The 24,132-nt window shown below is 60.4% G+C and carries 22 protein-coding genes; 8 read left to right on the top strand and 14 right to left on the bottom strand.

The features are described from left to right. Window positions 1–24: 24 nt before the first annotated feature. From J7302_RS15775 to J7302_RS15755, 5 genes are all read right to left on the bottom strand, one after another. Window positions 25–1,038 carry a phage integrase gene (locus J7302_RS15775; RefSeq protein WP_215377077.1) on the bottom strand — a complete coding sequence of 338 codons (1,014 nt, stop codon included), beginning with the start codon at window positions 1,036–1,038 and terminating at the stop codon, window positions 25–27. Then, window positions 1,038–2,321, bottom strand: a complete 1,284-nt coding sequence (locus J7302_RS15770; protein ID WP_215376667.1) for a hypothetical protein — start codon at window positions 2,319–2,321, stop codon at window positions 1,038–1,040. The genes J7302_RS15775 and J7302_RS15770 overlap by 1 nt, the downstream gene beginning before the upstream one ends. A 468-nt stretch (window positions 2,322–2,789) precedes the next feature. Then, complete coding sequence (locus tag J7302_RS15765; RefSeq protein ID WP_215376664.1) at window positions 2,790–3,173, bottom strand: hypothetical protein; 384 nt, start codon at window positions 3,171–3,173, stop codon at window positions 2,790–2,792. Continuing rightward, the gene (locus J7302_RS15760) at window positions 3,166–3,414 is read right to left on the bottom strand and encodes a helix-turn-helix domain-containing protein (RefSeq protein ID WP_215376661.1); all 249 of its coding nucleotides are present in this window, start codon (window positions 3,412–3,414) and stop codon (window positions 3,166–3,168) included. The genes J7302_RS15765 and J7302_RS15760 overlap by 8 nt, the downstream gene beginning before the upstream one ends. After that, window positions 3,411–3,626, bottom strand: coding sequence for a helix-turn-helix domain-containing protein (locus J7302_RS15755; protein ID WP_215376658.1), 216 nt, complete (start codon window positions 3,624–3,626; stop codon window positions 3,411–3,413). The genes J7302_RS15760 and J7302_RS15755 overlap by 4 nt, the downstream gene beginning before the upstream one ends. Window positions 3,627–3,732: 106 nt before the next feature. Here J7302_RS15755 and J7302_RS15750 point away from each other — a divergent pair, with 106 nt between their 5' ends. Continuing rightward, window positions 3,733–4,155, top strand: a complete 423-nt coding sequence (locus tag J7302_RS15750) for an Arc family DNA-binding protein (RefSeq protein WP_215376656.1) — start codon at window positions 3,733–3,735, stop codon at window positions 4,153–4,155. Window positions 4,156–4,202: 47 nt separating this feature from the next. Here the strand turns inward: J7302_RS15750 and J7302_RS15745 are convergent, their stop codons facing one another. Beyond that, a complete protein-coding gene (locus J7302_RS15745) occupies window positions 4,203–4,409 on the bottom strand; it encodes a carbon storage regulator (RefSeq protein ID WP_215376653.1) in 207 nt (68 codons plus the stop codon). Window positions 4,410–4,836: 427 nt separating this feature from the next. Here J7302_RS15745 and J7302_RS15740 point away from each other — a divergent pair, with 427 nt between their 5' ends. Continuing rightward, window positions 4,837–5,919 (top strand): putative phage abortive infection protein, encoded by a 1,083-nt coding sequence (locus J7302_RS15740; RefSeq protein WP_215376650.1) that lies wholly within the window; start codon window positions 4,837–4,839, stop codon window positions 5,917–5,919. A gap of 227 nt (window positions 5,920–6,146) precedes the next feature. Here J7302_RS15740 and J7302_RS15735 read toward each other — a convergent pair whose 3' ends face one another. The 4 genes from J7302_RS15735 to J7302_RS15720 all read right to left on the bottom strand — a co-directional run bounded on the left by J7302_RS15735 (window position 6,147) and on the right by J7302_RS15720 (window position 9,031). Continuing rightward, entirely contained in the window at window positions 6,147–6,767 is a 621-nt protein-coding gene (locus J7302_RS15735) for a PIN domain-containing protein (RefSeq protein ID WP_215376647.1), read from the bottom strand. Further along, window positions 6,767–7,117, bottom strand: coding sequence for an STAS-like domain-containing protein (locus J7302_RS15730; RefSeq protein WP_215376644.1), 351 nt, complete (start codon window positions 7,115–7,117; stop codon window positions 6,767–6,769). The genes J7302_RS15735 and J7302_RS15730 overlap by 1 nt, the downstream gene beginning before the upstream one ends. An 11-nt stretch (window positions 7,118–7,128) precedes the next feature. Next, window positions 7,129–8,010, bottom strand: a complete 882-nt coding sequence (locus tag J7302_RS15725; protein WP_215376640.1) for an ATP-binding protein — start codon at window positions 8,008–8,010, stop codon at window positions 7,129–7,131. A gap of 313 nt (window positions 8,011–8,323) precedes the next feature. Then, a complete protein-coding gene (locus J7302_RS15720) occupies window positions 8,324–9,031 on the bottom strand; it encodes an SOS response-associated peptidase family protein (protein ID WP_215376637.1) in 708 nt (235 codons plus the stop codon). A gap of 254 nt (window positions 9,032–9,285) precedes the next feature. On the opposite strand from J7302_RS15720, the gene J7302_RS15715 reads away from it, so the two are divergent. The 4 genes from J7302_RS15715 to J7302_RS15700 all read left to right on the top strand — a co-directional run bounded on the left by J7302_RS15715 (window position 9,286) and on the right by J7302_RS15700 (window position 16,232). Next, the gene (locus tag J7302_RS15715) at window positions 9,286–10,893 is read left to right on the top strand and encodes a M28 family metallopeptidase (protein ID WP_215376634.1); all 1,608 of its coding nucleotides are present in this window, start codon (window positions 9,286–9,288) and stop codon (window positions 10,891–10,893) included. A gap of 230 nt (window positions 10,894–11,123) precedes the next feature. After that, entirely contained in the window at window positions 11,124–11,735 is a 612-nt protein-coding gene (imuA, locus tag J7302_RS15710; RefSeq protein ID WP_215376631.1) for a translesion DNA synthesis-associated protein ImuA, read from the top strand. Window positions 11,736–11,742: 7 nt separating this feature from the next. Then, window positions 11,743–13,158, top strand: coding sequence for a Y-family DNA polymerase (locus J7302_RS15705; RefSeq protein WP_215376627.1), 1,416 nt, complete (start codon window positions 11,743–11,745; stop codon window positions 13,156–13,158). Continuing rightward, the gene (locus J7302_RS15700; protein ID WP_215376624.1) at window positions 13,134–16,232 is read left to right on the top strand and encodes an error-prone DNA polymerase; all 3,099 of its coding nucleotides are present in this window, start codon (window positions 13,134–13,136) and stop codon (window positions 16,230–16,232) included. The genes J7302_RS15705 and J7302_RS15700 overlap by 25 nt, the downstream gene beginning before the upstream one ends. 417 nt (window positions 16,233–16,649) lie before the next feature. On the opposite strand, the gene J7302_RS15695 is transcribed toward J7302_RS15700, so the two are convergent. Both J7302_RS15695 and J7302_RS15690 read right to left on the bottom strand, forming a co-directional pair. Beyond that, on the bottom strand, window positions 16,650–17,036 hold the full coding sequence (locus tag J7302_RS15695) for a hypothetical protein (protein WP_215376621.1): 387 nt from the start codon (window positions 17,034–17,036) through the stop codon (window positions 16,650–16,652). A gap of 29 nt (window positions 17,037–17,065) precedes the next feature. Further along, a complete protein-coding gene (locus tag J7302_RS15690) occupies window positions 17,066–17,548 on the bottom strand; it encodes a GreA/GreB family elongation factor (protein WP_215376618.1) in 483 nt (160 codons plus the stop codon). 578 nt (window positions 17,549–18,126) lie between these two features. Between J7302_RS15690 and J7302_RS15685 the strand changes: the two genes are divergently transcribed. Continuing rightward, entirely contained in the window at window positions 18,127–18,537 is a 411-nt protein-coding gene (locus J7302_RS15685; RefSeq protein ID WP_215377074.1) for a tetratricopeptide repeat protein, read from the top strand. 53 nt (window positions 18,538–18,590) lie between these two features. Then, on the top strand, window positions 18,591–20,063 hold the full coding sequence (gene rmuC, locus J7302_RS15680) for a DNA recombination protein RmuC (RefSeq protein ID WP_394359092.1): 1,473 nt from the start codon (window positions 18,591–18,593) through the stop codon (window positions 20,061–20,063). A 188-nt stretch (window positions 20,064–20,251) separates the two neighbouring features. Here rmuC and J7302_RS15675 read toward each other — a convergent pair whose 3' ends face one another. Together J7302_RS15675 and J7302_RS15670 are read right to left on the bottom strand one after the other, a co-directional pair. Further along, complete coding sequence (locus tag J7302_RS15675; protein ID WP_215376615.1) at window positions 20,252–20,515, bottom strand: hypothetical protein; 264 nt, start codon at window positions 20,513–20,515, stop codon at window positions 20,252–20,254. 137 nt (window positions 20,516–20,652) lie between these two features. Then, a complete protein-coding gene (locus J7302_RS15670) occupies window positions 20,653–24,132 on the bottom strand; it encodes a hybrid sensor histidine kinase/response regulator (protein WP_215376612.1) in 3,480 nt (1,159 codons plus the stop codon).

Below are 24,132 nucleotides of genomic sequence, written 5' to 3'. Positions count from 1 at the left end.
TAGAGTTTCGGGGGCTTTTGTTTTTCAGGTCGGCCAACTGTCGAAGAACTGTCGAAAGTCGGGGACAGGGCCGAATCTCACCGCGTCCTGCAAGTGATCAGGCGCGAGGTGCGCATAGCGCATCGTCATCGCCAGCGACGTGTGCCCCAAAATCCGCTGAAGCGTAAGTATGTTGCCGCCGTTCATCACAAATCGGCTGGCGAAGGTATGCCGTAGCACGTGTGACGACTGCCCGGCAGGAATCGGCAAACCGGATACGCCCAAGGTCTGGTCGAAGCTGTTGAGGCACTTCGAAAACAGGCCATGCCGCTTGAAGTGTTCCAGGATGCGTTGCTCCAGGACGGGATCGATCGGCACCGAGCGGGTTCGCTTGCCCTTGGTATTCACGAACAGCACCCGCCCATCCTTGACCTGGTGCGGGGTCAGGGCCTGCGCTTCACCCCATCGAGCGCCGGTAGACAGGCAGATCGCCGCGATCATGGCGACGTGGGGCGTCTTGCAGCGCTTGTGGATAACTGCAAAGAGTTGTTGGACCTGGTCATCGTTCAGATAGGCCAGCTCTCGCTCCTGCAGGCGCAGTGGGCGTACCCGGGCAAGCGGGTTGGGGTAGTCGATCTCTTCCAGCTGGAACAGCACGTTGAACACCGCGCGAAGGTAGGCGAGCCGGTTGTTCAGCGTCTTCGGATTCGCTCCCTTCTTGAGCATCGAGGCGCGGTACTCGGCGTAATCTTTGCCCGTCATCCGCACGGCAATCGGGTTGCCCAGGTCCTTGGCCATGGAGTCGAGCAGGCGTCGCCGTGCTTCCCCATCCGCCAGCGTGTGGGCATGCAGCACGGCCCAGCGGTCGATCAGGTCCAGGAGTCGTCGTGTGTCCTTGGGCCGCGGTGACCAGTCGGGAGCATCAATCACCTTGGCTCGGCAGGTGGCTTCGAAGCGCAGGGCTTCAGCCTTGGTTTTCACCGTCTTGCGGAAGCGTTTGCCCTTGATGGGCTCGGTATCGACTTTCCAGCGGCCGTCAGGCAGTTGCTCGATGGCCATCAGACGGCTCGCCCCCATCGGACGACGCGTTCCTCCAGGAGCTGTTTGATGCGTTTGTAGAGGGCCCGCTCATCCATGCCCTTGTGGGCGTAGTGGTCACGGATCACCGGCCAGCACTCCCAGTTACGGAGGCTGGCAAAGGCCTTTTTTGCCCCGACCCGCTCACGCGCCACCAGGCTGATGAAGTTGCCGATGAACAGGTCCACGTTCTTCCCGGAGAAGCCCTGCGAGGTCTTGTAGTGGCGCTTGTAGTGGGTACGGCCGGCGAGGGACACGGCCGGCACGGAAACCTTCGTGTCCTGGCGCAGCAGGGTCCAGAACGCATCGAACACGCCCTTGCTGGAGCACAGCCGGAAGGACTCCAGGCCGTACTGGAACAGTCCGTCCAGGTGCGGGGCCAGTTCGCGGTAGGTGCGGCTGTCGATCATGGCGCCGGTGTCCATGCTGGCCGAGCCGTCGGCAAACTGCTGGACGATGGAGTGGTGGAAGCGCAGCTCCACCCGCCACACCGGGGCCTTGGCGTCGTAGTTCTGGTCGTCGTCGGGGGCGAAGGGGTTGTCCATGGTCTTCCACACCGACTGCCAGTAGTCGAGCTTGTCGATGCTGTAGGCCTGCAGGGTCTTGTCGTAGATGGCGAGCTGCATGCCCGAGGCGGAACCGAACAGGAAGGACTGGCCGTTGCCGTAGGAGACGGCTTCCCCGTCATAGAACACTTCGTTGATGCCGGTGATGCTGCGGCGGGTCCGGGCGCGGCAGAGCAGACGGTCCATCAGGTCCTTCGGGGGTTGCCAGCCTTGCACGTCCAGGGCGAGGTGCACGGCGCACTGGTTGGCCTCCATGCACTCCAGGGCGGCCTTGGCGAAGCGGTCCATCCACTCCTGCAGCACGTCTGGCGGGCTCGACTGGATGGCGTGAGGACTGACCTCGATCTTCATGTGCGCGCCGATCACATCGGCCTTCACGTTGAAGTTCTTCAGCAGCAGCACAAAGCCCAGGTCGTTGTTCTGCAGCTTGTACTGGTAGCCGGAATCCCGGCTCACGCGCCCGGCATGCCACTGGTGCCCGGCAAAGCTGACCAGACCGCTTTCCTCGAACAGGGCCAGCACCTCGGGGCGGACCATGCCCCGGTACAACTGGCGCACGGTGTCGACGCGACAGCCCAACAGGCGGACCTTCGACAGGTTGGTCATGCGGGCTGCCTTCGGGTCGAAGAACAGGCGGGAGTTCCGGCACTCCTGGCCGGTCTGCAAATCGACGCGAATCTGGTCTACGGCTTTTCTCATGTCGTCAAACTCCATGAAATGACACGAATTGAAACGGCGTTAAGCCATTGATAGGACGTGCTACAGGGACGTCCGGCAGGCCGCTTGAGCGCGGGTCCCACCCGCACGCGGGAGCCCTCCCGCGCTCACGCGTTTGCGCGGATACCCGCTGCGCGGCTATCCGTGCAAAACGTGCGAGCGCTCGGGTACTCACATTCACCCTGGGAGGGCTTATCGACGTGATGGATGGGGAAGGGCTTTCGAACCAACAGAGGAACAGCAGGCTTTCCAGCGGAGGCGGTGGGTCCCGGAACTGAACCCGGGGCGGGGCGGCCAGTGCAGCGAAGAGCGGCAGGGCGCAGAGCAGGACACTGAAAACACCAAGGGCGCTGCCCTTGTCATCCCGCTCTTGCCGCCGAGGGCTCGGGAGCGCGGGGCGGTGAAGCGGCCCCGCACTCCCCAGCCGAGGCTGTTCGGGCAGGAGGGCGGTCAAGGGTGCGCTGCGCCCGTGCTTCCGTTCGCCGGAACGGTGGAGCTGTTCCGACGAGCCGGGAGCGCGGCCCCTGACCGGATCAGGCCGCCGAGCGCGGGCGGGAGCTGGTCGGTGCCCTCCAGCGGGCGGCGGTGAAGCGTGGTCAGGGTGCGGATATCTGACCAGAAGATTTCGTTCGGGAACTGCTCATCCTGGAAGGCGTTGAAGACCAGGAAGTGGCCTTCCTTGACGAGGCCCGGCACAGGTGCCACCAGCCCCACGATGTGGAAGCAGCGCCAGAGGGATTCCGGCTCTTCTTCCAGGACCAGTTCAACCATCACGGTCTGGCCGATGAGGGAGGCAGCGGTGGCGGGGTTCACGATGGAGCGGGGGCTAGTCATTGTCGTAGTCCCCCTCGGCAAACAGGTCCTTGCCTTGCTCCAGGTCCTCGCACAGGCGCTCGATGTTGATCAGTCGGGCGTCGCGCACCTTCACGGTGGGCACGGTGCCGGTGCGCATCCAGCCCATCACGGTGTCGTCGGAGACGCCGCACATCTCGGCAAAGGCTTCCGGGCTGCACACCGCATCAACGCGGCCAACGGGCAGGCGGCTGAGGTTGAGGTGTTCGTTGTTGCCGTTCATGCGGTCCACTCCTGTTCCAGAAGCCATTGGCGGAGCAGGGCGCAGTTCACCATGCGCAGCTTGCCAAGCTTCACCGAGGGGATGATTCCCCGATACACCCAGGCGCGGGCGGTGTCGCAGGTGACGCCGTTGCGATCCGCCCAGGCGGCGATGGGTTCTACGTCCTGTTGCGGGCCGGCCAGATTGGCCGGGGAGAGGTCTTCCAGTTCCATGAGCTGACTCCGTTTCACTCGATGGGATCACGGTGGTTCATTTTGATTGGATAGGACCACGGTGGTTCCATTGATGTCAAGACCACCGTGGTCCATTCTCTTGCGCATGAGCAGAGAAGACCCCCAATTCAAACTACGGATGCCTATCGAGTTGCGTGCTCAAGTTGAGCAAGCAGCCAAGAATTCAGGCCGATCACTGAACTCCGAGCTAGTTGCCCGCATTGAGGGGAGCTTCGTTGGTGCGTCCACGCTCGAAAAGCTGATGCCGGCAGAGAGAGCAAGAGAGTTGGCGCTTATGGCCAGAGCGGGGATACCCGATGAGATCCGCAGAAGAGCTATTGAGGCTATTGCTCGCGCAGTCAGACTCGGCCACAGCAATGCGGCCGTTGAGGTCGGGGATTTACATCTCGATGTGGGAATTCCAGACGCTGACCTGGATAACCTCATAAATGAAGTGACTCAGGAGCTATCTGCGGCCGGTTACAAGGTGAGCTGGGACGACATAACCGCCATCTGTATTGAGTTCTGATATCTCTAGTTACTCATAACACGAGTCGTTCACGGCTGCCCGCCACCTCAAGGCGGGCCAGCCAGCTCCTCAACGATCAGCATCTTCCCCGGCGCCCGAACAATCAGCCTCACCGAGTCGCCCTGGATCGCCGCAACCTCGATCTCTATCCCGTGAGTGAGCAGCAACCGCATCAGCTCCTCACTCGCCCTGCCTTCTAGGATGTTCAGCGACAGAACATCACCCTTCTGACACTCACCTTCGTGGACTTGCATGGGGTTATCCTCGTGCGTTTGGCGAGAGGAAAACACAGTGTCGAGTGTATGTAAGATAGGAGATGAAGGCTCAGAAATTTCCTTGTGCTAAACGAGAAAAACCGTTGAACGAGAGTGGCTTGCCGATTACCTTCCCTGAGGTCAAAAGGCCTCTTGGCTGCCGCATGCAGCAGAATCGAAAACTGGTTCACCAACTGGGGCCGTGAAAGGGTGAAACGAGAGGATAACCAACGGCAGTCATGGGTCGATGCCTGATTCTTCTAATTAGTGAAAATCAATTTTTCTGTAATCATTATCCACATCGACTCGAAGATGGTAGGGCATAATCTATTTGTGGGTTACTCCTACAGCGCAATTTTCCAAGCTGCACTTTTCTGCCCGCAATGGTAGGAGAGGGAACCTAGTAGAAGGATGTTTAAGGCACATCATGACCACACGTGAAAAATATCTGGATGATAATTTAAAAAACGGTCCTAGTATTAGCAGGTTGAAGTGGTCTTTTAGATGGATGGTGCTGAAGGAGCAAGTCCGCCGAATTGCGTTGTTTAACGCTTTTAGGGTTAGGGATGTTTACAGGAAGGCTAGTTTGGGTGGTGTGATTTTTGCCTCCAGTATTACGCTTGTGTTGATTGTTGGAGTTGTTTTGTTTTCCAGATTTGCTCTTGGGGTAGATATTCCGGCAGTGAAGGTTGTCAATAAGGCAGAAATTCAGTATTGGGGGCAGATAGGCGATTTTTTTGGGGGTATATTGAATCCTCTTCTGAGCTTTATGGCGCTGATGGCGGTTCTATACACGATTAGATTGCAGCGTGAAGAGTTGAAAGAGGCGCGAGAAGAAACGCGAATCGCAAATAAAATACAAGATAAGCAAACAGAAATATTTGAAAGGCAGAACTTTGAGTCGGTGCTGTTTCGCCTGCTGGATGTGCATGTGAAAATTACTGAGCGTTTAATGGATGGAGGGCGAAGTGGACGGTCTTTGTTTGACATTCTTAATGCAGATGCCAGAAGCGAAATAGCTGTGCAGACGTCTTCAAAGCCATTTGTTATGCCTAAAAACCTTGGTCTGGCGGGGGAGTGGTTTTTGAGACGCCAGCATGAAGTAAGCATTCTCTCTTCTACTGCTTCTGAAATTCTTGAGATTAGACATAAAAACGTACTTTCTCATTATTACAGAAATATGTATCAAATATTGAAGATTATTGATGGGTTTAAGGCTGGTTCGCAAGGTGAAAATGATCCTGCTGTGCGCTACTTTACGTGCCGCCAATATAGCAACATGCTTAGGGCTCTTCTTACAAATGATGAATTGATAATGTTGTCTTTAAACTGTCTTACTAAGACAGGTGGAGGTCTGAAAAAGTATGTAGAAAAATATTCGATGCTAAAACATCTTGAGCTGTCTGGTTGTCTCGCGGGGCAGAGAATGGCGCTCGAGACTTATAATGAACTTGCTTTTACTGACTATGAAAAAATAAAGCCATCTGCAATATCGAATTTTTATACGTGACGCTATCTATCGGGGTTGGATGGGGCGTGGTGTGAAAGCCACAAAGCTTGACCAGAATTCCAACTTTGGTGGCAGTGGTACTAGCGGAATCCTACCGCGAAACTACTGCCAGGGAGGCGCAGTACGGTTCGAGCGGAGTAGTAACAGGTTTGCCATGGCTGCATCAGTTGGTGCGTATGCGCTTCAACACATATGTGTCGTTAGTGCAAGAGGGTGTGGCCAGAGAGTTATCGGGCAACGAGTTTTTTGGCTGCGGTTGCGTCTCTAATCGCTGTTCGGTTCGCGGTGAAGACTGTTATGCCAGGAACGGTACAGAAGTCTCCGTCGTCCGTGATTACATTGGTAATTCCCTGGCTAAGCATCTGTTCAACTGTGAACAAGTCGTAGCCGTCGAGCGCTATGGCGTCGAATCTGGCAATAGACGAGTCTAGGAAAGCTTGGTGGAGGTCTAGTGGAAGCACGCTGCTAATGCTAGTAACGTCTTCCCATATATCCTTGATCAGGTCAATGCACTTCTTTCTTTGCATTGGGTAGCCATGCCGAAACTCTTTTGATTGAATCGTCCGGTTGGCGTTGTAGGCATAGATCTCTCTTTCTGAACGCTCAATATTGTGCGCGAGCTCAGAGAAATTCAGTGGCGTGCATAGAAGTGAGGAGCCAGCGCTTATGGCGCTCTTCAAGTATGCAGGGTATTCAGAGGTTTGGTAGTTCTGTGCCTGCAGAATTTGCTGTGTGGCTTTTGGATAGAAAAGCCAATACCAAGCATTCGTATCGACTAGGAATTTGTCTTCTGGAAGAGGTGAGTCTGTTCTGATATCTACAACGTCAGCTTTTACGTTGATTGGCATTACATTGCCTTGATGGTGTCTTCCACAATCCTTGATGCGGCATTACGTTGCTCCGGAGAGCTGCTGTAATACTCTTTGGCATTGTCGATCACGCGACGGAGAACTCTTGATCCGAAGTCGGAAATGTGAACGATATGAAGGTTTGTTCTCAGATCTTCAGCTTTCAAGTCGGCAAGTAAAGCGCCTATGCCTGCGTTAAAGAAGGGCGAGGCGAAGACTTTTACGCCGTCGAAATCAAGCTCAACTTTTTCGCCGTGAAGAAGAGGTTCATGGATCGACTGAAAGATTGCCTTCCCGTCGTCCAGCGTCATGGCGTTTTCGCCGACTAGCGTACGAACCTGCAAATACATACCGTGCCTCATCAGAAAAATGGCTGCTCATTCAGCTCATTTGACAGCAGGTAAAACTTGTCATCACACCGAAGCCGAATCTGAACCAAAGTCCCCGCAAAAATGGGGCCAATATTTTGATACCGCTCGCCTTGGGCGTCAACCCGAGCATGCCCGTCGTAGCTAAAAATCTCAAGGCACCCGTTGGTCTTCTGCACAAATTCCTTGACCAGATCAAGGCCCATGCCGCGGGGCATGGCGCTCCCAGCGGTAGAGAAGCCTCGGTGGAACGCCTGCATCATTGCATCCCCTCCGTGGCAGTCGCGTTGCAGGAAATCCCTCACGTTTGCAGGAATTCCTACCCCGAAATCTGCGATGGAGAGTAGCAGCTCTCTTCGTCTAGGAAAGTGCTGCCCACAGCAAATCACCCCGATGGGCGATTGGCCATGCTCAAAGGCGTTTATAAAGAGCTCCCAGACCTGTCCCATGATCGCGTAAGCCAACCGGTCGCTGACTGAAATCCATCCGCGGCCGAGCCAGTCGTTACGCAGACTGCTTACGATCCTTTCTTCGTCTGCGACCGTGAACTCTTGATATGGGATCGCATTACCACGCCAAGGATTGCAGGACGCTCCCATTGCATGAAGAAAGCCGTTCTGCATCAGATTGGCCTGGACGCTGTCACGCATGGTGTTGGCGTGGACCCGTACGATCCTCCCGGCTCCTTGTAGGAGCCGGATCAGACCTCCCAAGATCACCACTGCATTGGGCCTTAAAAAATCACAACCTAGGAACTCAAAATGCACTTCGCTCCTTGGAGGTGCGGACACTGTAGCCTGCCAAATTCTTGCGAGCTGCATGTAATCCCACAATTCATCATTCAGGCGGGGGATCGAGATTGTTGTGATGCTCAACGGTAGTCCTGATGCAGATGGGGGGCAGTAAGCTGGCTCGTTGGCATCTTATTGAGCGTCTGAGCACTACTCAAGATCATTAGCGCTTGTATCGGGCGCCTTCACTGCTGGGTAGGTGTCGAAGAGGTGTCGAAATCATAGACAGTCAAAGGCCCAAATCGACACCTCGAATCGCCAGCCCCCCCAGCAATGACAAGCTTTGCGACAGACTGAGCCAGTCATTTTTAGAGTTCAAATCCCTATCTTCCCGCCATTCAAAGAGCCCCCGATTCCGCAAGGAGTCGGGGGCTTTTTATCGACCGCAAATAACCCTTCACACCAACGGATCATTGATCGGCTTGATCAGGCCGGGGTGGTCGTTGTGGGTATTGCCTACGGCCCGGCTGACCGGGTACCACTCGAACGCTTCCGCAGTTGAAGCATTGAAGCGAGCAATGTCTTCGGCTTCTTCGGAAGTGACGCCGGGGTCGAGCCAGGCTCGTGCGAGGCCAGGGGACAGGACGATGGGTTTGCGCTCGTGAATGGTTGTCAACCCGTCATCGGCGGCGCTGCTGAGGATCACGAAGCCATCACCCTCCAGGGGCTCCTGGCCCTCGCGGGGAAACTGGCCAATGGCGGCAAAGAAGAGCGGCTGGTGATTCTTCAGGCGAATGAAGTAGGGCTGCTTGAGTGTGGGATCGGTCAGGCTGGCTCTCCACTCGTACCAGCCGTCGGCACCGATCAGTGCGCGACCGGTTTTCCAGATGCTGCGGAAGAAGTTGCTCGTGGCTACGGTCTCGATCCGGGCATTGAACGGTGTCGGGTGCTTGCCTGTGGCCCAGATGGGCGCCCAGCCCCAAGTCACCAAGTCGTCGCGCAGGCCATCGTCATCCAGGTGCAGCAGATGGACTGGTGTGTGTGGCGCCACGTTGTAGCGGCCGATCGGTTCGTCCAGTTCGCTCATGCGCAGCTGTTCCGGCTGCAGGCCGAGAGCTTCTGCGTAGCGATGCGGCTTGCGGTTCTGGGCAAAGCGACCGCACATGGCTGAATCCAGTTGAAAGGGTGAACTAACAGCATAGGTTGGCAAGGCATATCCCGGGTGAATTGCCGATACTTTGCGGCGTTCCAGCTTTTCATCAAAAGGGCGACTAACAGCACGTTTTTTCATCAACCCGACGCGAACTGAACAGACTGCGGCCAGTCTAGTTTCCTAGGCCACATCCCGAGGAAGCCGTACAGGACGATGGCGCAATGCCATTGCAGGCCTGCCACAACCACTTCAAAAGGATTGAAGTCATGACTCAGAAGAACAGCGTCAGATGTGTTGTTGGTTCTTTCGTTCTTGCCGTTTCCACGTCGTCCCTTGCCGCACCAGAGCTGGAAGGTGAAGCCTTCAAGGAGTACTGGAGCCCAGGAAAACCCAACCCCGGCATATGCAAGTCGTCCGTGCTGGTGGGCACACCGCTAGGTCTTCCGCGCTGCCTGGAAGCGACCAATGTGATGACGCGCCTACAAGCCTTGCAGGACATTGCCACTCTCAACGACGGTAACCGTGCCGCCGGCCTGCCGGGCTACCAGGCGTCCGTCGACTATGTGAAGACAACCCTGGAGCAAGCCGGCTATCAGGTGCAGGTGCAGCCATTTCCTTTCACCGCGTTCTTCCCCAAGGGGCCGGGAACGCTGACGGCACTGGCACCCATGCCAGCCAACTATGTGTGGGAAGAGGACTTCAACTACCTGTCGCAGACCGAGGCGGGTGATGTCAGTGCGTCGGTGGTGGCGGTGGATCTGTCCCTGGGGGCTGGCAATACCTCCAGCAGCGCTTGCGAGCCTGAAGATTTCGCTGGTTTCCTCAGTGGCTCCATCGCCTTGGTCCAGCGTGGCAGCTGTACCTTTGAGATCAAGGCGGAGAATGCTGCAGCCGCAGGTGCTGCCGGGGTCATCATCTTCAATCAGGGCAATACCGAGGATCGCAAGGGGCTGGAAAACGTCACCCTGGGTGATGGCTATGAAGGTGGCATACCGGTGTTTTTCGCAACCTACGATAACGGCGTGACCTGGTCTCAGACCCCCGGGCTGCGGTTGCGCATGGTGTCGGACGTGCTGCGCAAGAAGACCGAGACCTTCAACCTCGTCGCCGAAACCCGACGCGGCAGTCCGGACAATGTGGTCATGGCGGGCGCGCACCTGGACTCGGTGTTCGAGGGCCCCGGCATCAATGACAATGGTTCGGGCAGTGCAGCATTGCTGGAAATGGCCGTACTCTTGGGCAAGGCGCATCCGAACAACAAGGTACGTTTTGCCTGGTGGGGGGCAGAGGAGTCGGGGCTTGTCGGCTCGACCTTCTACGTCAACAGTCTCAGTGACGAGGAGAAGCAGCACATCAAGGCCTACCTGAACTTCGACATGATCGGCTCGCCGAACTTCGCCAACTTCATCTATGACGGCGATGGCTCGTCCTTCGGCCTGCAGGGCCCGCCCGGTTCGGCGGCGATCGAGCGGCTGTTCGAGGCGTACTTCAAGTTGCGTGGGGAGGCCTATGAGGGCACCGAGATCGACTTTCGCTCCGACTATGCGCAGTTCTTCGACGATGGCATTGCCTTCGGCGGCCTGTTCACCGGTGCCGAAGACATCAAGAGCGAGGAGCAGGCGCAACGCTATGGTGGTGCTGCGGGTCAGCCCTTCGACCCCTGCTATCACCAAGCCTGCGATGGTATCGGCAATCTCGATCTGAATGCTCTGGAGGTCAATGGCGATGCTATGGCGTTTGCTACCAGTTGGCTCTCGTTGTCGACCAAGATCATCGATGACGAAATCGCTGCCGCGCAGCAGGCGCAAGGCCCGACTCTGCGTAAGCAGGCGGTACGCGATATCGAGCGTTGGGGCAGCGACTACGTCAAGTAACCATAGGCTGACGACCTGACCTGTGGGAGCGATGCGCTCCCGCGGGTCCTTGACCGCCTGCCTTCCGTCTTCCCGGATTGACCGGGAAAGGTCTCTGCGATTTACTGTATATAAATACAGTATTCGTGGATTCCCCTCATGGCCTCGGTAATCGTTCCTGGCCCCATCGGCAGCTCGCTCTTCGAGCTGCTGTCTTTCTATTCCTGCAAGCCGTTGGCGAGGCGTACCTGATGGGCGCCGTGATTGCTTTGGATACGCTGCTCAACGAGCGGCGGGTCTGGAGGGGCCAGCCGAGCGCTTTGCCGACCAGCACTCAGCCGACGGGCCATGCTGCACTGGATATGGCCCTGCCGACCGGTGGCTGGCCGGAGGCCGCACTCACCGAGATACTGGCTCCGTGTGATGGATTGGGCGAGCTTTGCCTGCTGTGGCCGACCCTGGCGCGGCTGACCGCCAGCGGCGAGCGTGTCGTGCTGGTGGCACCACCCTACATTCCCTATCCCTTGGCCTGGCAGGCCGCTGGCGTGGATTTGCGTTGGTTGGCGCTGATAGAGGCGAGTGGCCGTGATGCCCTGTGGGCGGCCGAGCAGTGCCTGCGCTCGGGCAGTTGCGGTGCGGTGCTGTGCTGGCCGCAGCAGGCGGATGATCGCGCCATGCGTCGCCTGCAGGTCGCTGCCGAAACCGGCCAGACCCTGGCGTTTGCCTACCGCCCCCTGGATGCTGCACATAACCCTTCGCCGGCCGCTTTGCGCATCGCTCTCGACGCGCGGCCTGCGGAGATACGGGTGCTGAAGTGTCGGGGTGGGCTGCCGCCTGCATCGCCCATTGCCTTGGGCGGGTGAGCTTCACATGCGTTGGGCCTGCATTCTGTTACCGCAACTGGCGCTGGATGGCGTCCTGCGTGGCCACCCCACGCCTGATGCGCCGTTGGCACTGGTGACGGGCACGCCGCAGCGCCGCATGCTGCGGGCGCTCAATCCGGCAGCGCGAGCACTGGGCCTGCGTCCCGGCCAATCGCTGACGTCCGCCCATGCCATGACGCGGGATTTCGCCATGGCCGAGTACGACTCGGCGGATATCGAGCGTTGGCACCGCTTCCTTGCCGCCTGGGCCTACCGCTTCAGCTCCCAGGTGAGCTTGTTCTACCCACGTGCACTGCTGTTGGAGGTGCAGTCCAGCTTTGGTCTGTTCGGCCCTTGGCCGCAGTTTGAGGCGCGTTTGCGCAGTGAGCTGGCGGAGCTCGGGTTTCGCCATCGCATCGTCGCAGCCCCTAACCCGGCAGCGGCTCGGATGTTGGCCAATGCCCATGACGGCCTGGCGGTGACAGACCAGGCCGAACTGCATTTGATACTCGGGCAGTTGCCCGTAGACAGGGCAGGATGGTCCCGTGAGGTGGCTACGGCTTTCGGTCGCATGGGGTTGCGCAGCGTGCGCCAGGTCATGGCCCTGCCGCGCGAAACCCTGGCCAAACGCTTCCCGGCCGATGTGTTACGGCACCTGGATACCCTGCTCGGCGTCCGACCGTTGGCGCTGGGCTGCTACACGCCGCCGGATGAGTTCGATGTGCGCATCGAGCTGAACTTCGAGGTCGAGTCGCACCAGGCGCTGCTGTTCCCGCTGCGGCGCCTGACCTCCGATCTGGCGGCCTATCTTGCCGGTCGTGATAGCGGCGTGCAGCGCTTCACCCTGCATCTGGAGCACCGCGATCGTGTGGATACGCAGGTGTCGGTCGGGCTGCTCAGTGCAGAGCGCGAGGCGGCCATGCTGTTCGAACTGGCGCGGGGGCGGCTGGAGCAGATCCAGGTGCCCGCGCCGGTGCGTGGCTTCCGCCTGGTGGCGCGAGACCTGCCGGCGTTCATGCCGGAGCGGCGTGAGTTGTTCGACGAGCGTCCACAGCAGTCCGTACCTTGGGAACAGTTACGCGAGCGGCTGCGTGCTCGCCTTGGCGATGACGCGGTGCATGGGCTGAGCGCGCAGGCCGACCATCGCCCCGAATGCGCCTGGCGGATGGAGAGCGACAGCCGATCAGCCCCGTTATTGCCAGGCTCGCTGCGGCCTGGCTGGTTGCTTCGCGAGCCGGTCCCCCTGCGCGAAACTACGCCGCGCATCCTCGCCGGCCCCGAACGCATCGAGTCCGGCTGGTGGGACGGCGGCGACGTGCGCCGTGATTACTATCTGGTCGAGACCCGTAATGGCCAGCGTGCCTGGGTGTACCGGTCGGTAGATGGCAGTGGCCCGCTGTGGCTGCATGGATGGTTCGCATGAGCCTCGATTATGCGGAGCTGCATTGCCTGTCCAATTTCAGCTTCCAACGCGGAGCTTCCAGCGCCCGGGAATTGTTCGAACGGGCTGCGCAGCATGGCTATCAAGCCTTGGCGATTACTGACGAGTGCACCTTGTCCGGCATCGTGCGTGCCTGGCAGGCCGCTAAGGACGCGGGCCTGCCGTTGATCATCGGCAGTGAGATGTGCATCGAGAATGGTCCGAAGGTCGTGCTGCTGGTGGAAAGCCTCACAGGCTATCAGCACCTTTGCCAGTTGATCACTCAGGCTCGGCGTCGAGCGAAAAAGGGCGAGTACCGCCTGCTGCGCGAGGATCTGAACGTGCCGTTGGAGGGGCTGCTAGCACTTTGGCTGCCCAGACCGGACGACGATGGAGCCGAAGGACGCTGGCTGCTCGACCAGTTTCCCGAGCGCCTGTGGTTGGCGGTGGAGTTGCACCATGGGCCGGACGACAGTCAGCGCCTGGCCCGTTTGCTGGAGCTGGCCGAGAGCCTGGGAATAACGCCCGTAGCGGCGGGCGATGTGCACATGCATGCACGGGGCCGTCGTGCCTTGCAGGACTGCATGACCGCCATCCGCCACCACTGCACGGTGGCCGAGGCCGGGCTACGCCTGTTTCCCAATGGCGAGCGCCACCTGCGTCGACGTGACCTGCTGGCCGCTCTCTACCCGACGGAACTGCTGGCCGAGACGTTGCGCATCGCCCGGCGCTGCACCTTCGACCTCGGCCAGTTGCGCTACCAGTATCCGCATGAGCTGGTGCCCGCAAGGCACAGCCCCACCAGTTGGCTAAGCGTACTGACCGAGGCGGGGATGGAGGAGCGTTGGCCTGATGGTGCTCCGCTGTCGGCACGGAAACAGGTGGAGCAGGAGCTGCAGCTTATCGCCGAGATGGGTTACGAGAGCTACTTCCTGACGGTGCACGATATCGTCCGTTTCGCGCGTGATCGCGGCATTCTCTGCCAAGGACGCGGCTCGGCGGCCAACTCCACGGTGTGCTTTGTGCTGGGCATCACCGAGATCGACCCGTCGCGGATGAAAATGCTGTTTGAACGCTTCCTCTCCCGCGAGCGCAACGAGCCGCCGGATATCGACATCGACTTCGAACACGAGCGTCGGGAAGAGGTGCTGCAGTACGTCTTCCAGCGCTACGGCAGGGGGCGCGCAGCACTGACGGCGGTGGTCAGCACCTATCACGGTGCGGGCGCAGTACGCGACGTGGCCAAGGCCCTGGGGCTGCCACCCGACCAGGTCAATGCCCTGGCCGATTGTTTTGGCCGTTGGTCAGACCACGCGCCGCCGCCCGAACAGCTGCGTGAGTGCGGCTTCGACCCGGAAAGCCCAGTGTTGCGGCGGGTATTGGCGCTGACCAGCGAGCTGATCGGCTTTCCTCGTCATTTGTCGCAGCACCCCGGCGGGTTCGTCATCTCCGAGCAACCGCTGCATACCCTGGTGCCGGTGGAGAACGCCGCGATGGCCGAACGCACCATCATCCAGTGGGACAAGGATGACCTCGATCTGGTAGGCCTGCTCAAGGTGGATATCCTCGCCCTTGGCATGCTCAGTGCCCTGCGACGCACTTTTGACCTGCTGCGCCGCCATCGCGGGCTCGATCTGACGCTGGCGACCATCCCGGCCGAGGACGAGGCCACCTACGAGATGATTGGCCGCGCCGATACGGTCGGCGTGTTCCAGATCGAGTCGCGCGCGCAGATGGCCATGCTGCCACGCCTCAAGCCGAAAACCTTCTACGACCTGGTGATCGAAGTCGCCATCGTCCGACCCGGACCGATCCAGGGCGACATGGTCCATCCGTACCTGCGCAGGCGAAAGGGCGAGGAGCCGGTGACTTATCCCAGCGACGAACTGCGCGAGGTTTTCGAGCGCACCCTGGGGGTGCCGCTGTTCCAGGAGCAGGTCATGCAACTGGCGATCGTGGCTGCCGGCTACAGCCCCGGAGAAGCCGACCAGCTGCGCCGCTCGATGGCCGCCTGGAAGCGCCATGGCGGCCTGGAGCCGCATCAGGAACGCCTCACACACGGCATGCTGGAACGCGGCTACAGCGCGGAGTTTGCGGCGCGTATTTTCGAGCAGATCAAGGGGTTCGGCAGCTATGGATTCCCCGAATCCCACGCGGCCAGCTTTGCCCTGCTGACCTACGCCAGTTGCTGGCTGAAATGCCATGAGCCGGCCGCCTATGCCTGCGCACTGATCAATAGCTGGCCCATGGGTTTCTACAGCCCCGATCAGGTGCTGCAGGACGCCCGCCGCCACCGCATCGAGGTGCGTCCGGTGGACGTGCGTTCCAGCGATTGGGACTGCTCGCTGGAACCTGGCAAAGCCGAGCAACCTGCCATCCGATTGGGGCTGCGAATGGTGCGAGGATTTCGCAAGGAGGACGCTCGGCGCATCGAGAGCGCCCGGCAGGTCCGCCCCTTCGACAACGTCACCGACCTCTGCCGGCGTGCTCGGCTGGATGCCCGTGCCCGCGAGCTGCTGGCCGATGCCAGTGCCCTGCGTGGCTTGGCGGGGCACCGGCACAAGGCACGCTGGGCGGTAGCGGGAGTCGAGGTTCAGGCCCCGTTGTTCGCCGACCTGCCCACGCAGGTGGAGGCACAGGTGGCCCTGCCTTTGCCGACGGTGGGCGAAGACCTATACGCCGACTACGCCACAGTCGGCACCACCCTTGGCCCTCACCCGCTGGCCTTGCTGCGTAGCCAGTTACGGAGTCGGCGCTGCCGCAGTTCACGGGATCTGGTCGGTACCCCGCATGGGCGCAATGTCAGCGTTGCCGGGTTGGTGGTTGGTCGTCAGCGCCCACAAACAGCCAGCGGGGTGATCTTCGTGACCCTGGAAGATGAGCACGGCATGGTCAATGTGGTGGTCTGGCACGATCTGGCCGAGCGACAGCGACGCGTGCTGGTGGACTCGCAATTGCTGCAGGTGGAGGGCCGCCTGGAGTCAGTGGACGGCGTGTGTCACCTGATCGCGCGACGGTTGCAGGATCTCACGCCGCTCCTGAGCGGGCTGGATATCAGGAGTCGTGATTTCCGCTGAACGTGGTATGAACAGGTAGTCAAGAGTGGAGTATTCGTTGTGGATGCGAATGAATTCGCCCCCACAATAATAAGCAGAGCAGGACCGCAAGGCAGCCCTGCCAAGTTAGCGGATCAGCTGTGGGTATCAGTGGGGTATCACCGGCGATTGCCGTGCCTTGCTCCGTCGAAACGACCGCGTAGAGCGGGGTGGTGAAGGTGGGCTGTGGTGGTGATGGTGGTGATGGTGGGAGATCCGAAGCATGGCCCACAGCAGCGCGACCGCTGCCAGTAGCCAGCCCATGACCATCAAGGCTATGAAAATTTCGGGACTCATTGCGAACCGCCTCTAGCGCCACCAACTGGGCACACGCCTTGAGTTTAGTCCGAGCAATATGAAGGAATCCTGAAGCAGGCTGCCTTTGGTCGGTTCGGCAGTTCAGTTGCAGTACTGTTCCATGTTCCGCCGTGCCTTGTCAGTAGGCGCATTGCGGTACTGCTCGGTCCAGAACTGGCACTTTGCATCACCCAGGCGCCGAGCCTCTTCCAGCTTTTGCAAGCGCGCGTTTTCTTCACGTTGGGCCGCGTTGTAATTGTCTTCGTACTGCTGCAGACGCTTCTCGTCAGGCGAGGGTTGCGCCGGTTGCGGAGGAGGAGGAGCAACCTGGCTGACTGGGGCTGGAGCATCGGCCATGTAAAGCTTGTAGCCGGCATAGCCGGTCAGGGCCACCGCGACGAACCCGAGCCAGATGCCCAGTGCGATGCTCATGGTCAGCAGCCAGGGGTTGAAGCTGATCCGCAGGACGCGGCGACGTTGGATGGGCATGGAGCCTCCCGGCGTAATGCGCAACGCCTTCAGTGTACCTCGACCACTTCGAACACCTGGCGACTATTGCCGATGGCAATCACGACCTCGGCGCCTTCGGCCTTCCCCAGAAGCCCCTGTCCGAGAGGCGAGCGCGGGCTGATCACGGTGATTTCGCGGCCCTGTTCGACAACCTTCAGGCCGGCGGCCTCGGGGCCCAGGAACAGCGTCTGTTCGGAACCATCTTCGGCGGCCAGCACCACCAGCGCGCTGAGCTGGATGCCGCGGCTGGCATCGTAGGCGCGCAGGTTGAGATGCTCGAACAGGCCCAGAGCCTGCTTGATCTCGGCGGCACGACGGGCCTGGCCAGTGGCCAGGTACGAGGCTTCCAGACCCAAGGTGTCGTACTTGTTCTCGGCAACGTTTTCTTCATGGGTCGCCGCCTCATAGGCGGTTTGTGCTGCGCGCTGCAACAGGAGCAGGTCGGCGCCGAGCTTGTCGACGATCAGGCGATGTATCCGGGCTTTGTCCATGGCACGCAGTCGATGGGAGGAGGCTCGATATTCTAAGGCCAGATGATGTGGGTAACTCAATCACCGGACCGAACGAGCTTTCGACTGTGGCTTGTGCACGGTGTTGGAGCAATCGCTTGAGTAGAGCGAACGAACCGGGCTTGATAAGGCATTTTTTTGCACCACCTGTCGACAGCTGGCACGCCCGTACTGCCTGGCCTGGAGCAGGTTTTCAACAGGAAATGCCCCTCAAAAGGGCGCGGCGGCTATTGACAGCCGGCAGTTGTGCACAGTTGCGAAGTAGCTTCTCGATCCGCTCCCGATTTGCTTCGTAAGCGTTTGATTCTCAGTGCTGATTTATTAAATAAATGAAAAACAAGGACTTTTTTTGTTGGCGAAAAAATCACCAGTTTGAGCGCAGGCCCCAAAGCACAAGCCATAGATGATCTTGCTAGCAACTTCTGCACAGAGTTATCCACAGGTTCTGTGGATTGTGCAGAGCAGTTGCTCTAGAACGCTGCCTGCGACAATTGCAAGACTTTACCTATGGGAAAAAAGGAGTAGAGTTGCGCGCCTTTCCGGTCACCCCCGTCCGATTAATGAAGTACCGCATACCTGCTTCCTCCATTCCTGCAGAGCAGACCCTGCCATTGCGCGTGGCCTTCTGGCTACTGGATAGCCCACGTCTTGGCCAAGCGTCCAGCGTGAAGCGGTTCGCCGGCAACCTGCTCAAGCAGCCTGCCCGCGAAGGCGTGGTCGAGGCCCAGAGTCGCCTAGGGCAGATGCTCTGCCGCGATTGCGGCAACAATCGTGATCGTCGTATCGGCCTGGAGATGCTTCGTCAGGCTGCTCGTGCTGGTGATCGCCGTGCCCAGCTGGAGCTGGGGCGCCTGTGTAGCCAGCCGCGTATCAACGAGCCACAGCAGGCCCGCTACTGGCTGGAGCAGGCGGCGTCGCAAGGCTCCCACGAAGCCAAGCGCCTGCTTAGCCGTCTTCCGCTTAAGCCCTGATAGCGCCGCATGAGCCTGGGTATACTGCCCGGCATTCCTGTGCGGAGCCTTCCATGCCCATTGATATTCCCAACCTGCTGATTGGCCTGCTGGCCGCCGCCGTGCCTTTGCTGGGCCTGGTTTGGCACCAGCAGCGTCGTTTGTCGGCCATGCAGGCCAACCTGGTCCTGCTCGAGGAGCGCCTGGCAACCGCGCAGATGGCCCAGGATGGCCTGGCTGTTCAGTTGGATGACAGCCGGGACGAGAACCGCGAACTCAGTCAGCTCAATGCTGCCCAGCAAGCCGAATTGGCAGCCCTGCGCCGTGAGGCGGAGCTGCTGGGTGTCGAGCGCCAGAGCGCCCGAGAGGCACTGTTGGCCTGGAACCAGGAGCGCGAACGCAAGGAGGCCGAACTGCGTCACATGGCCGCTGAGCGCGCGGGTCTGGAGGCCGAGTTGCGTGAGCAGCGTGAGGCCCACGAGCAGCGCCTGGGAGACCTGCAAGCGGCTCGTGATGATCTGCGAGCACAATTCGCTGAGTTAGCAGGGAAGATCTTCGATGAACGTGAGCAGCGTTTTGCCGAAACCAGCCAGCAACGTCTGGGCCAATTGCTCGACCCGCTCAAGGAGCGCATCCAGGCGTTCGAGAAGCGCGTCGAGGAAAGCTATCAACAGGAAGCCCGTGAGCGTTTTTCCCTGGGTAAGGAGCTGGAGCGCCTGCAGCAGCTCAACCAACGCCTGGGCGATGAGGCGACCAACCTGACGCGCGCCTTGAAAGGCCAGAAAACCCAGGGCAACTGGGGCGAGTTGGTGCTGGAGCGGGTGCTGGAGCATGCCGGTTTGGAGAAGGGTCGTGAGTACCAGACCCAGGTCAGCCTGAAGAGTGCCGAGGGCGAGCGCTTCCAGCCCGACGTGCTGGTGCAGCTGCCGGGAGACAAACAGGTGGTGGTGGACGCCAAGGTCAGCCTCACCGCCTATCAGGCGCTGGTGGCCGCCGAAGACGAGGCCAGCCGCAGTGTCGCGTTGAAGCAGCATGTGCTGTCGCTGCGCAGCCACCTCAAGGGCCTCTCGGTGAAGGATTACCAACGCCTGGAGGGCCTGCACAGCCTGGACTTCGTGCTGCTCTTCGTGCCGATCGAAGCCGCCTTCGCCGCCGCGCTGCAGGCTGACCCCGGCTTGTTCCAGGAAGCTTTCGAGCAGCACATCGTGATCGTCAGTCCGACTACCTTGCTCGCCACCCTGCGGGTTATCGACAGCCTCTGGAGGCAGGAGCGGCAGAGCCAGAACGCCCGCGAAATCGCCGAGCGCGCTGGGGCCCTCTATGACAAATTCGTCTCCTTCGTGCAGGATCTGGACGAGATGGGCAGCCGCTTGCAGCAGTTGGACAAGGCCTACGCCTCGGCCCGTAACAAGTTGGTGGACGGGCGCGGCAACCTGATCAGCCGAGTGGAGAACCTCAAGTTGCTAGGCGCCCGTGCCAGCAAGAGCCTGCCCAGTGATCTGCTTGAACGTGCGGGGGGCTTGCCGTTGCTGGATGAGCAGCTCTGAGGCTGTAGGGGCGGATTCATTGCCTCTGTCTGCGTTAGCTGTTACTAGCAATCAATGGCCGCGCTGAGAGCGTTGTAGGAGCGAGCTTGCTCGCGAAAGGGGCCGGTTCGCGAGCAAGAACTCGGCGTCCCCCCCCGCTCCTACAAGGAATGCCGCCACTTGCAACACTCAACGCAGACAGAGCCATTTCATTCGCGAAAGGGCTGCGCATCAGTTCCAATTGACCTTCCCAAGCGCCAGAGCAGTTCCGGCAGCAGCGGCGTGTGGAAAAAGCCGATGTACCAGGAACTGATCAATTGGCTGAAGACCCTTGCCAGCGCGTACGAGCTTTTCTCCTTGAAACGATCGCGCATCCAGTGGCCGACGTGGCCAGTAGCCTGCCGCCAGTAATGGGCGTAGTGCCTTGTGTTCCTGTAGCTGGGAAGGGTGATGGCAATGGCGGTGGACGACACGGATCCATCAGGGCGGTCAGCAACAGGCTGCTGTGTGGGGCACCAGTCCGTAGGGGCACGCATCATCGACCGACTATCGTGGATTAACCGAGCGCTCGCGGGCGAATGTGAAAAGCGGCATCCACCCGGCTACTGGCTCATTGCAGTTTGACGTGGCGGCTTATCAGGGCACGCAGAGCCGCAGGCTTGACTGGTTTGGCCAGGTAGTCCAGGCCGGCGGCGTGGACTTCGGCCACCAATTCGGCGCGGCCGTCCGCACTGATCACTACGCCGGGCAAGGGCTCGCCGAGGCGGGTGCGCAGCCAGGCCATGAGTTCAGTGCCGGTCTCGCCTTCGTCGAGGTGATAGTCCACCAGCGCCAGTTGCGGGTGTACGGATTCGGCCAGCAGGTGCTCGCATTCAAGTCGATTTCGCGCGGTCCATACCTGACAACCCCAGCGTGACAGCAGGCTGTGCATTCCGGTGAGGATGCTGTCTTCGTTGTCGATGCACAGCACCTGTGTACCGTTGAGGGTCTGGCCATTCCCTTCCAGTGCCTTCTGCACAACCGGCGACGGTTGCTGGATGCGCGCCAGTGGAACGGTGACACTGAAAACGCTGCCTTTACCCGGCCAGGAACGCACCTCGAGCTTGTGTCCGAGCACCCGGCAGAGACCGTCGGCAATTGCCAGGCCGAGGCCCAGGCCTTTTTCCGCACGCGTCTGGTGGCTGTCCAGCCGCTTGAACTCTTCGAATATCACTTTGCGCTTGTCTTCCGGAATGCCTGGACCGCGGTCCCAGACTTCCAGGCGCAGTTGCCCGCCCTCGCGGCGCACGCCCAGCAGTACGTGACCCTTGGCGTAACGAAAAGCGTTGGTGAGGAAGTTCTGCAACACTCGGCGCAGCAGTTTCATGTCGCTCTCGATCCGCAGCTTGCTGCCGCGTAGGTGGAAATCGACGCCTTGTTCCTGGGCCAGCACTTTGAATTCGGCGCCCAGGGTGTCGAACAACGAGGCGAGTGGGAAGGCGATGCGATCAGGGGTGATCCTGCCGCTTTCCAGGCGAGAAATATCCAGTAGGTCGGTGATCAGGTCTTCGGCCGAACGCAGCGAGCTGTCCAGGTGGCTGACCAGTTCCCGGGCTTCGGTTGGCAAGGCTTCCTGCTGATGTCCGAGGGCTGCGGAGAACAACCGGGCGGCGTTCAGCGGCTGCATCAGGTCGTGGCTGACGGCGGCTAGGAAGCGTGTCTTGGATTGGTTGGCGGCTTCGGCCGTACCTTTGGCCTCGATGAGTGCCTGGTTGAGTTTGGAAAGCTCATGGGTGCGCTCGGCGACCCGCTGCTCCAGCCCCTCATTGGCGTCCTTGAGCGCCTGCTCGGCCTCACGATAGGCAGTGATGTCGGTGAAACTCATGACGAAGCCGCCGCCAGGCATGGGGTTGCCGATCAGTTCGATGACACGACCGTTGGGGAACAGCCGCTCGGAGGTGTGAGGCCTGCCCTGGCGCATCCAGTACAGGCGTCGGGCCACATGGGTTTCCACTTCTCCGGGGCCGCACAGGCCGCGTTCGGCGTTGAAACGGATGATGTCGGCGATGGGCCGGCCGACGCTGATCAGCCCTTCGGGGTACTCGAACAACTCCAGGTAACGACGATTCCAGGCCACCAGGCGCAGGGACTGGTCGACCACGCTAATGCCCTGGGTGATGTTCTCGATGGCGCCTTGCAGGAGGGCGCGGTTGAACTGCAGCACCTCGGAGGCTTCGTCCGCAATGCGCACCACGTCTTCCACCTGCATCTCGCGGCCTTCGATGGCTGCTTTCACCACAGCGCGTGCCGATGAGGCGCCGAGCACGCCCGCAAGCAGGCGTTCGGTGTGGGTGATCCAGTCCTGGTTGGCGTTCTGCGTCGGGTTGAAGCTGATGCCCAGGCGCTGGGCGAAGCGCTCGAAGCTCTGGCGCGCTCGCTCTTCACCGACGAAACGTGCGGCCAGCATCAACAGGTCGTTGATCTGTACGGCGAGCAGAGAGCGGGAGCTGGTGCGTGCTGACACCTGCTGGCCGACGAAGCGGCTGGCCTGCCAGTGCTCAGACACTCGGGTGCGGGAGAACACCGAGACCCAGGCGAACAGCAGCCAGTTACCCGCAAGCGACAGCACCACGCCCTGGGTCTGCGGCTCGATTGGCAGGCCCAACGGGTTGCTGGACAGCCAGGACAGGCCTGGGAAATTGTCCAGCGGCCAGCCCAGGCCGCGCGCCACCACCGGCAGTACCAGGGTGTAGGCCCAGAGGGCCGCGCCTGCCGCCAGGCCGGCGAATACGCCACGGCGGTTGGCCTGTTTCCAGAACAGCGCACCGATCATCGCCGGGCCGAGTTGGGCGATGGCGGCGAAGGCGATCTGGCCAATGGTCGCCAGGCTCGCGGTGGAGCCGAGCAAGCGGTAACTGACGTAACCCAGCAGGATGATGATGACGATGCTGACCCGGCGCACCGAGAGCATCCAGTGGCGGAAGACCTCGAAGGGCCGTTCGGCGCTCTGCCGGCGTAGCAGCCAGGGCAGGAGCATGTCGTTGGAGACCATGGTCGACAGCGCCACGGCTTCGACGATGACCATGCCGGTGGCAGCCGATGCGCCACCGATAAAGGCCAGCAAGGCCAGGGCCGGGTGGGCTTCGGCCAGGGGCAGGCTGATGACGAAGGAGTCCGGCATCACGCCGTCGGGCAGCATCATTCGTCCGGCCAGGGCGATTGGTACGACGAACAGGGCGGCCAGCGCCAGATAGATGGGAAACACCCAGCGTGCCTGGCGAAGGTCTTTGGGTTCGATGTTCTCCACCACCGTCACATGGAACTGGCGGGGCAGGCAGATGATGGCAATCATCGCCACCCCGGTCTGCACCAGCACGGACGACCAATCCAGCGATTGCGCCCAGTAATCCTGAAGTTGCGGAGCACTGCGGGCGCGCTCGAACAGGTCGCCGAAGCCGTCATAGAGGCCGAAGGTGACGAAGGCACCTACGGCAAGGAAGGCCAGCAGCTTGACCAGCGATTCGAAGGCGATGGCCAGCACCATGCCGCGGTGGTGCTCTGTGGCATCGAGGTTGCGAGTACCGAAGAGGATGGTGAACAGCGCCAGCACCAGTGACACGATCAGCGCAGTGTCCTGGGCGCGGGTGCCGGTGGACTCGGCGCCGGATCCGATCAGCAGGTTCACGCCGAGGACAATGCCTTTGAGTTGCAGGGCAATATAGGGAAGCACGCTGACCAGGCAGATCAGCGCCACCACTACGGCCAGGGATTGCGACTTGCCGTAACGCGCGGCAATGAAGTCAGCGATGGAGGTGATGTTCTCCTGTTTGCTGATCAGCACCATCTTCTGCACCACCCAGGGTGCGAAGACCAGCAGCAGGATGGGGCCGAGGTAGATCGGCAGGAAGGCCCACACCTGGCCGGCGGCCTGGCCGACTGCGCCGAAGAAGGTCCAGCTGGTGCAATACACGGCCAGGGAGAGGCTGTAGACCCAGGCGCGGACGCGAGGCGAGAGCGGCGCGCTGCGGCGGTCACCATAGAATGCGATGGCGAAGAGGATGGCCATGTAGAGGAAAGCGACTGTGGCGATCAACCCGCTGGACAGCGACAT

Origin of the sequence: Metapseudomonas boanensis (assembly GCF_018704125.1) — a bacterium.
GTDB classification, from domain to species: domain Bacteria; phylum Pseudomonadota; class Gammaproteobacteria; order Pseudomonadales; family Pseudomonadaceae; genus Metapseudomonas; species Metapseudomonas boanensis.
Note: the sequence above shows the minus strand (reverse complement) of the source record. Positions and strands in the feature narration are given on the sequence as shown.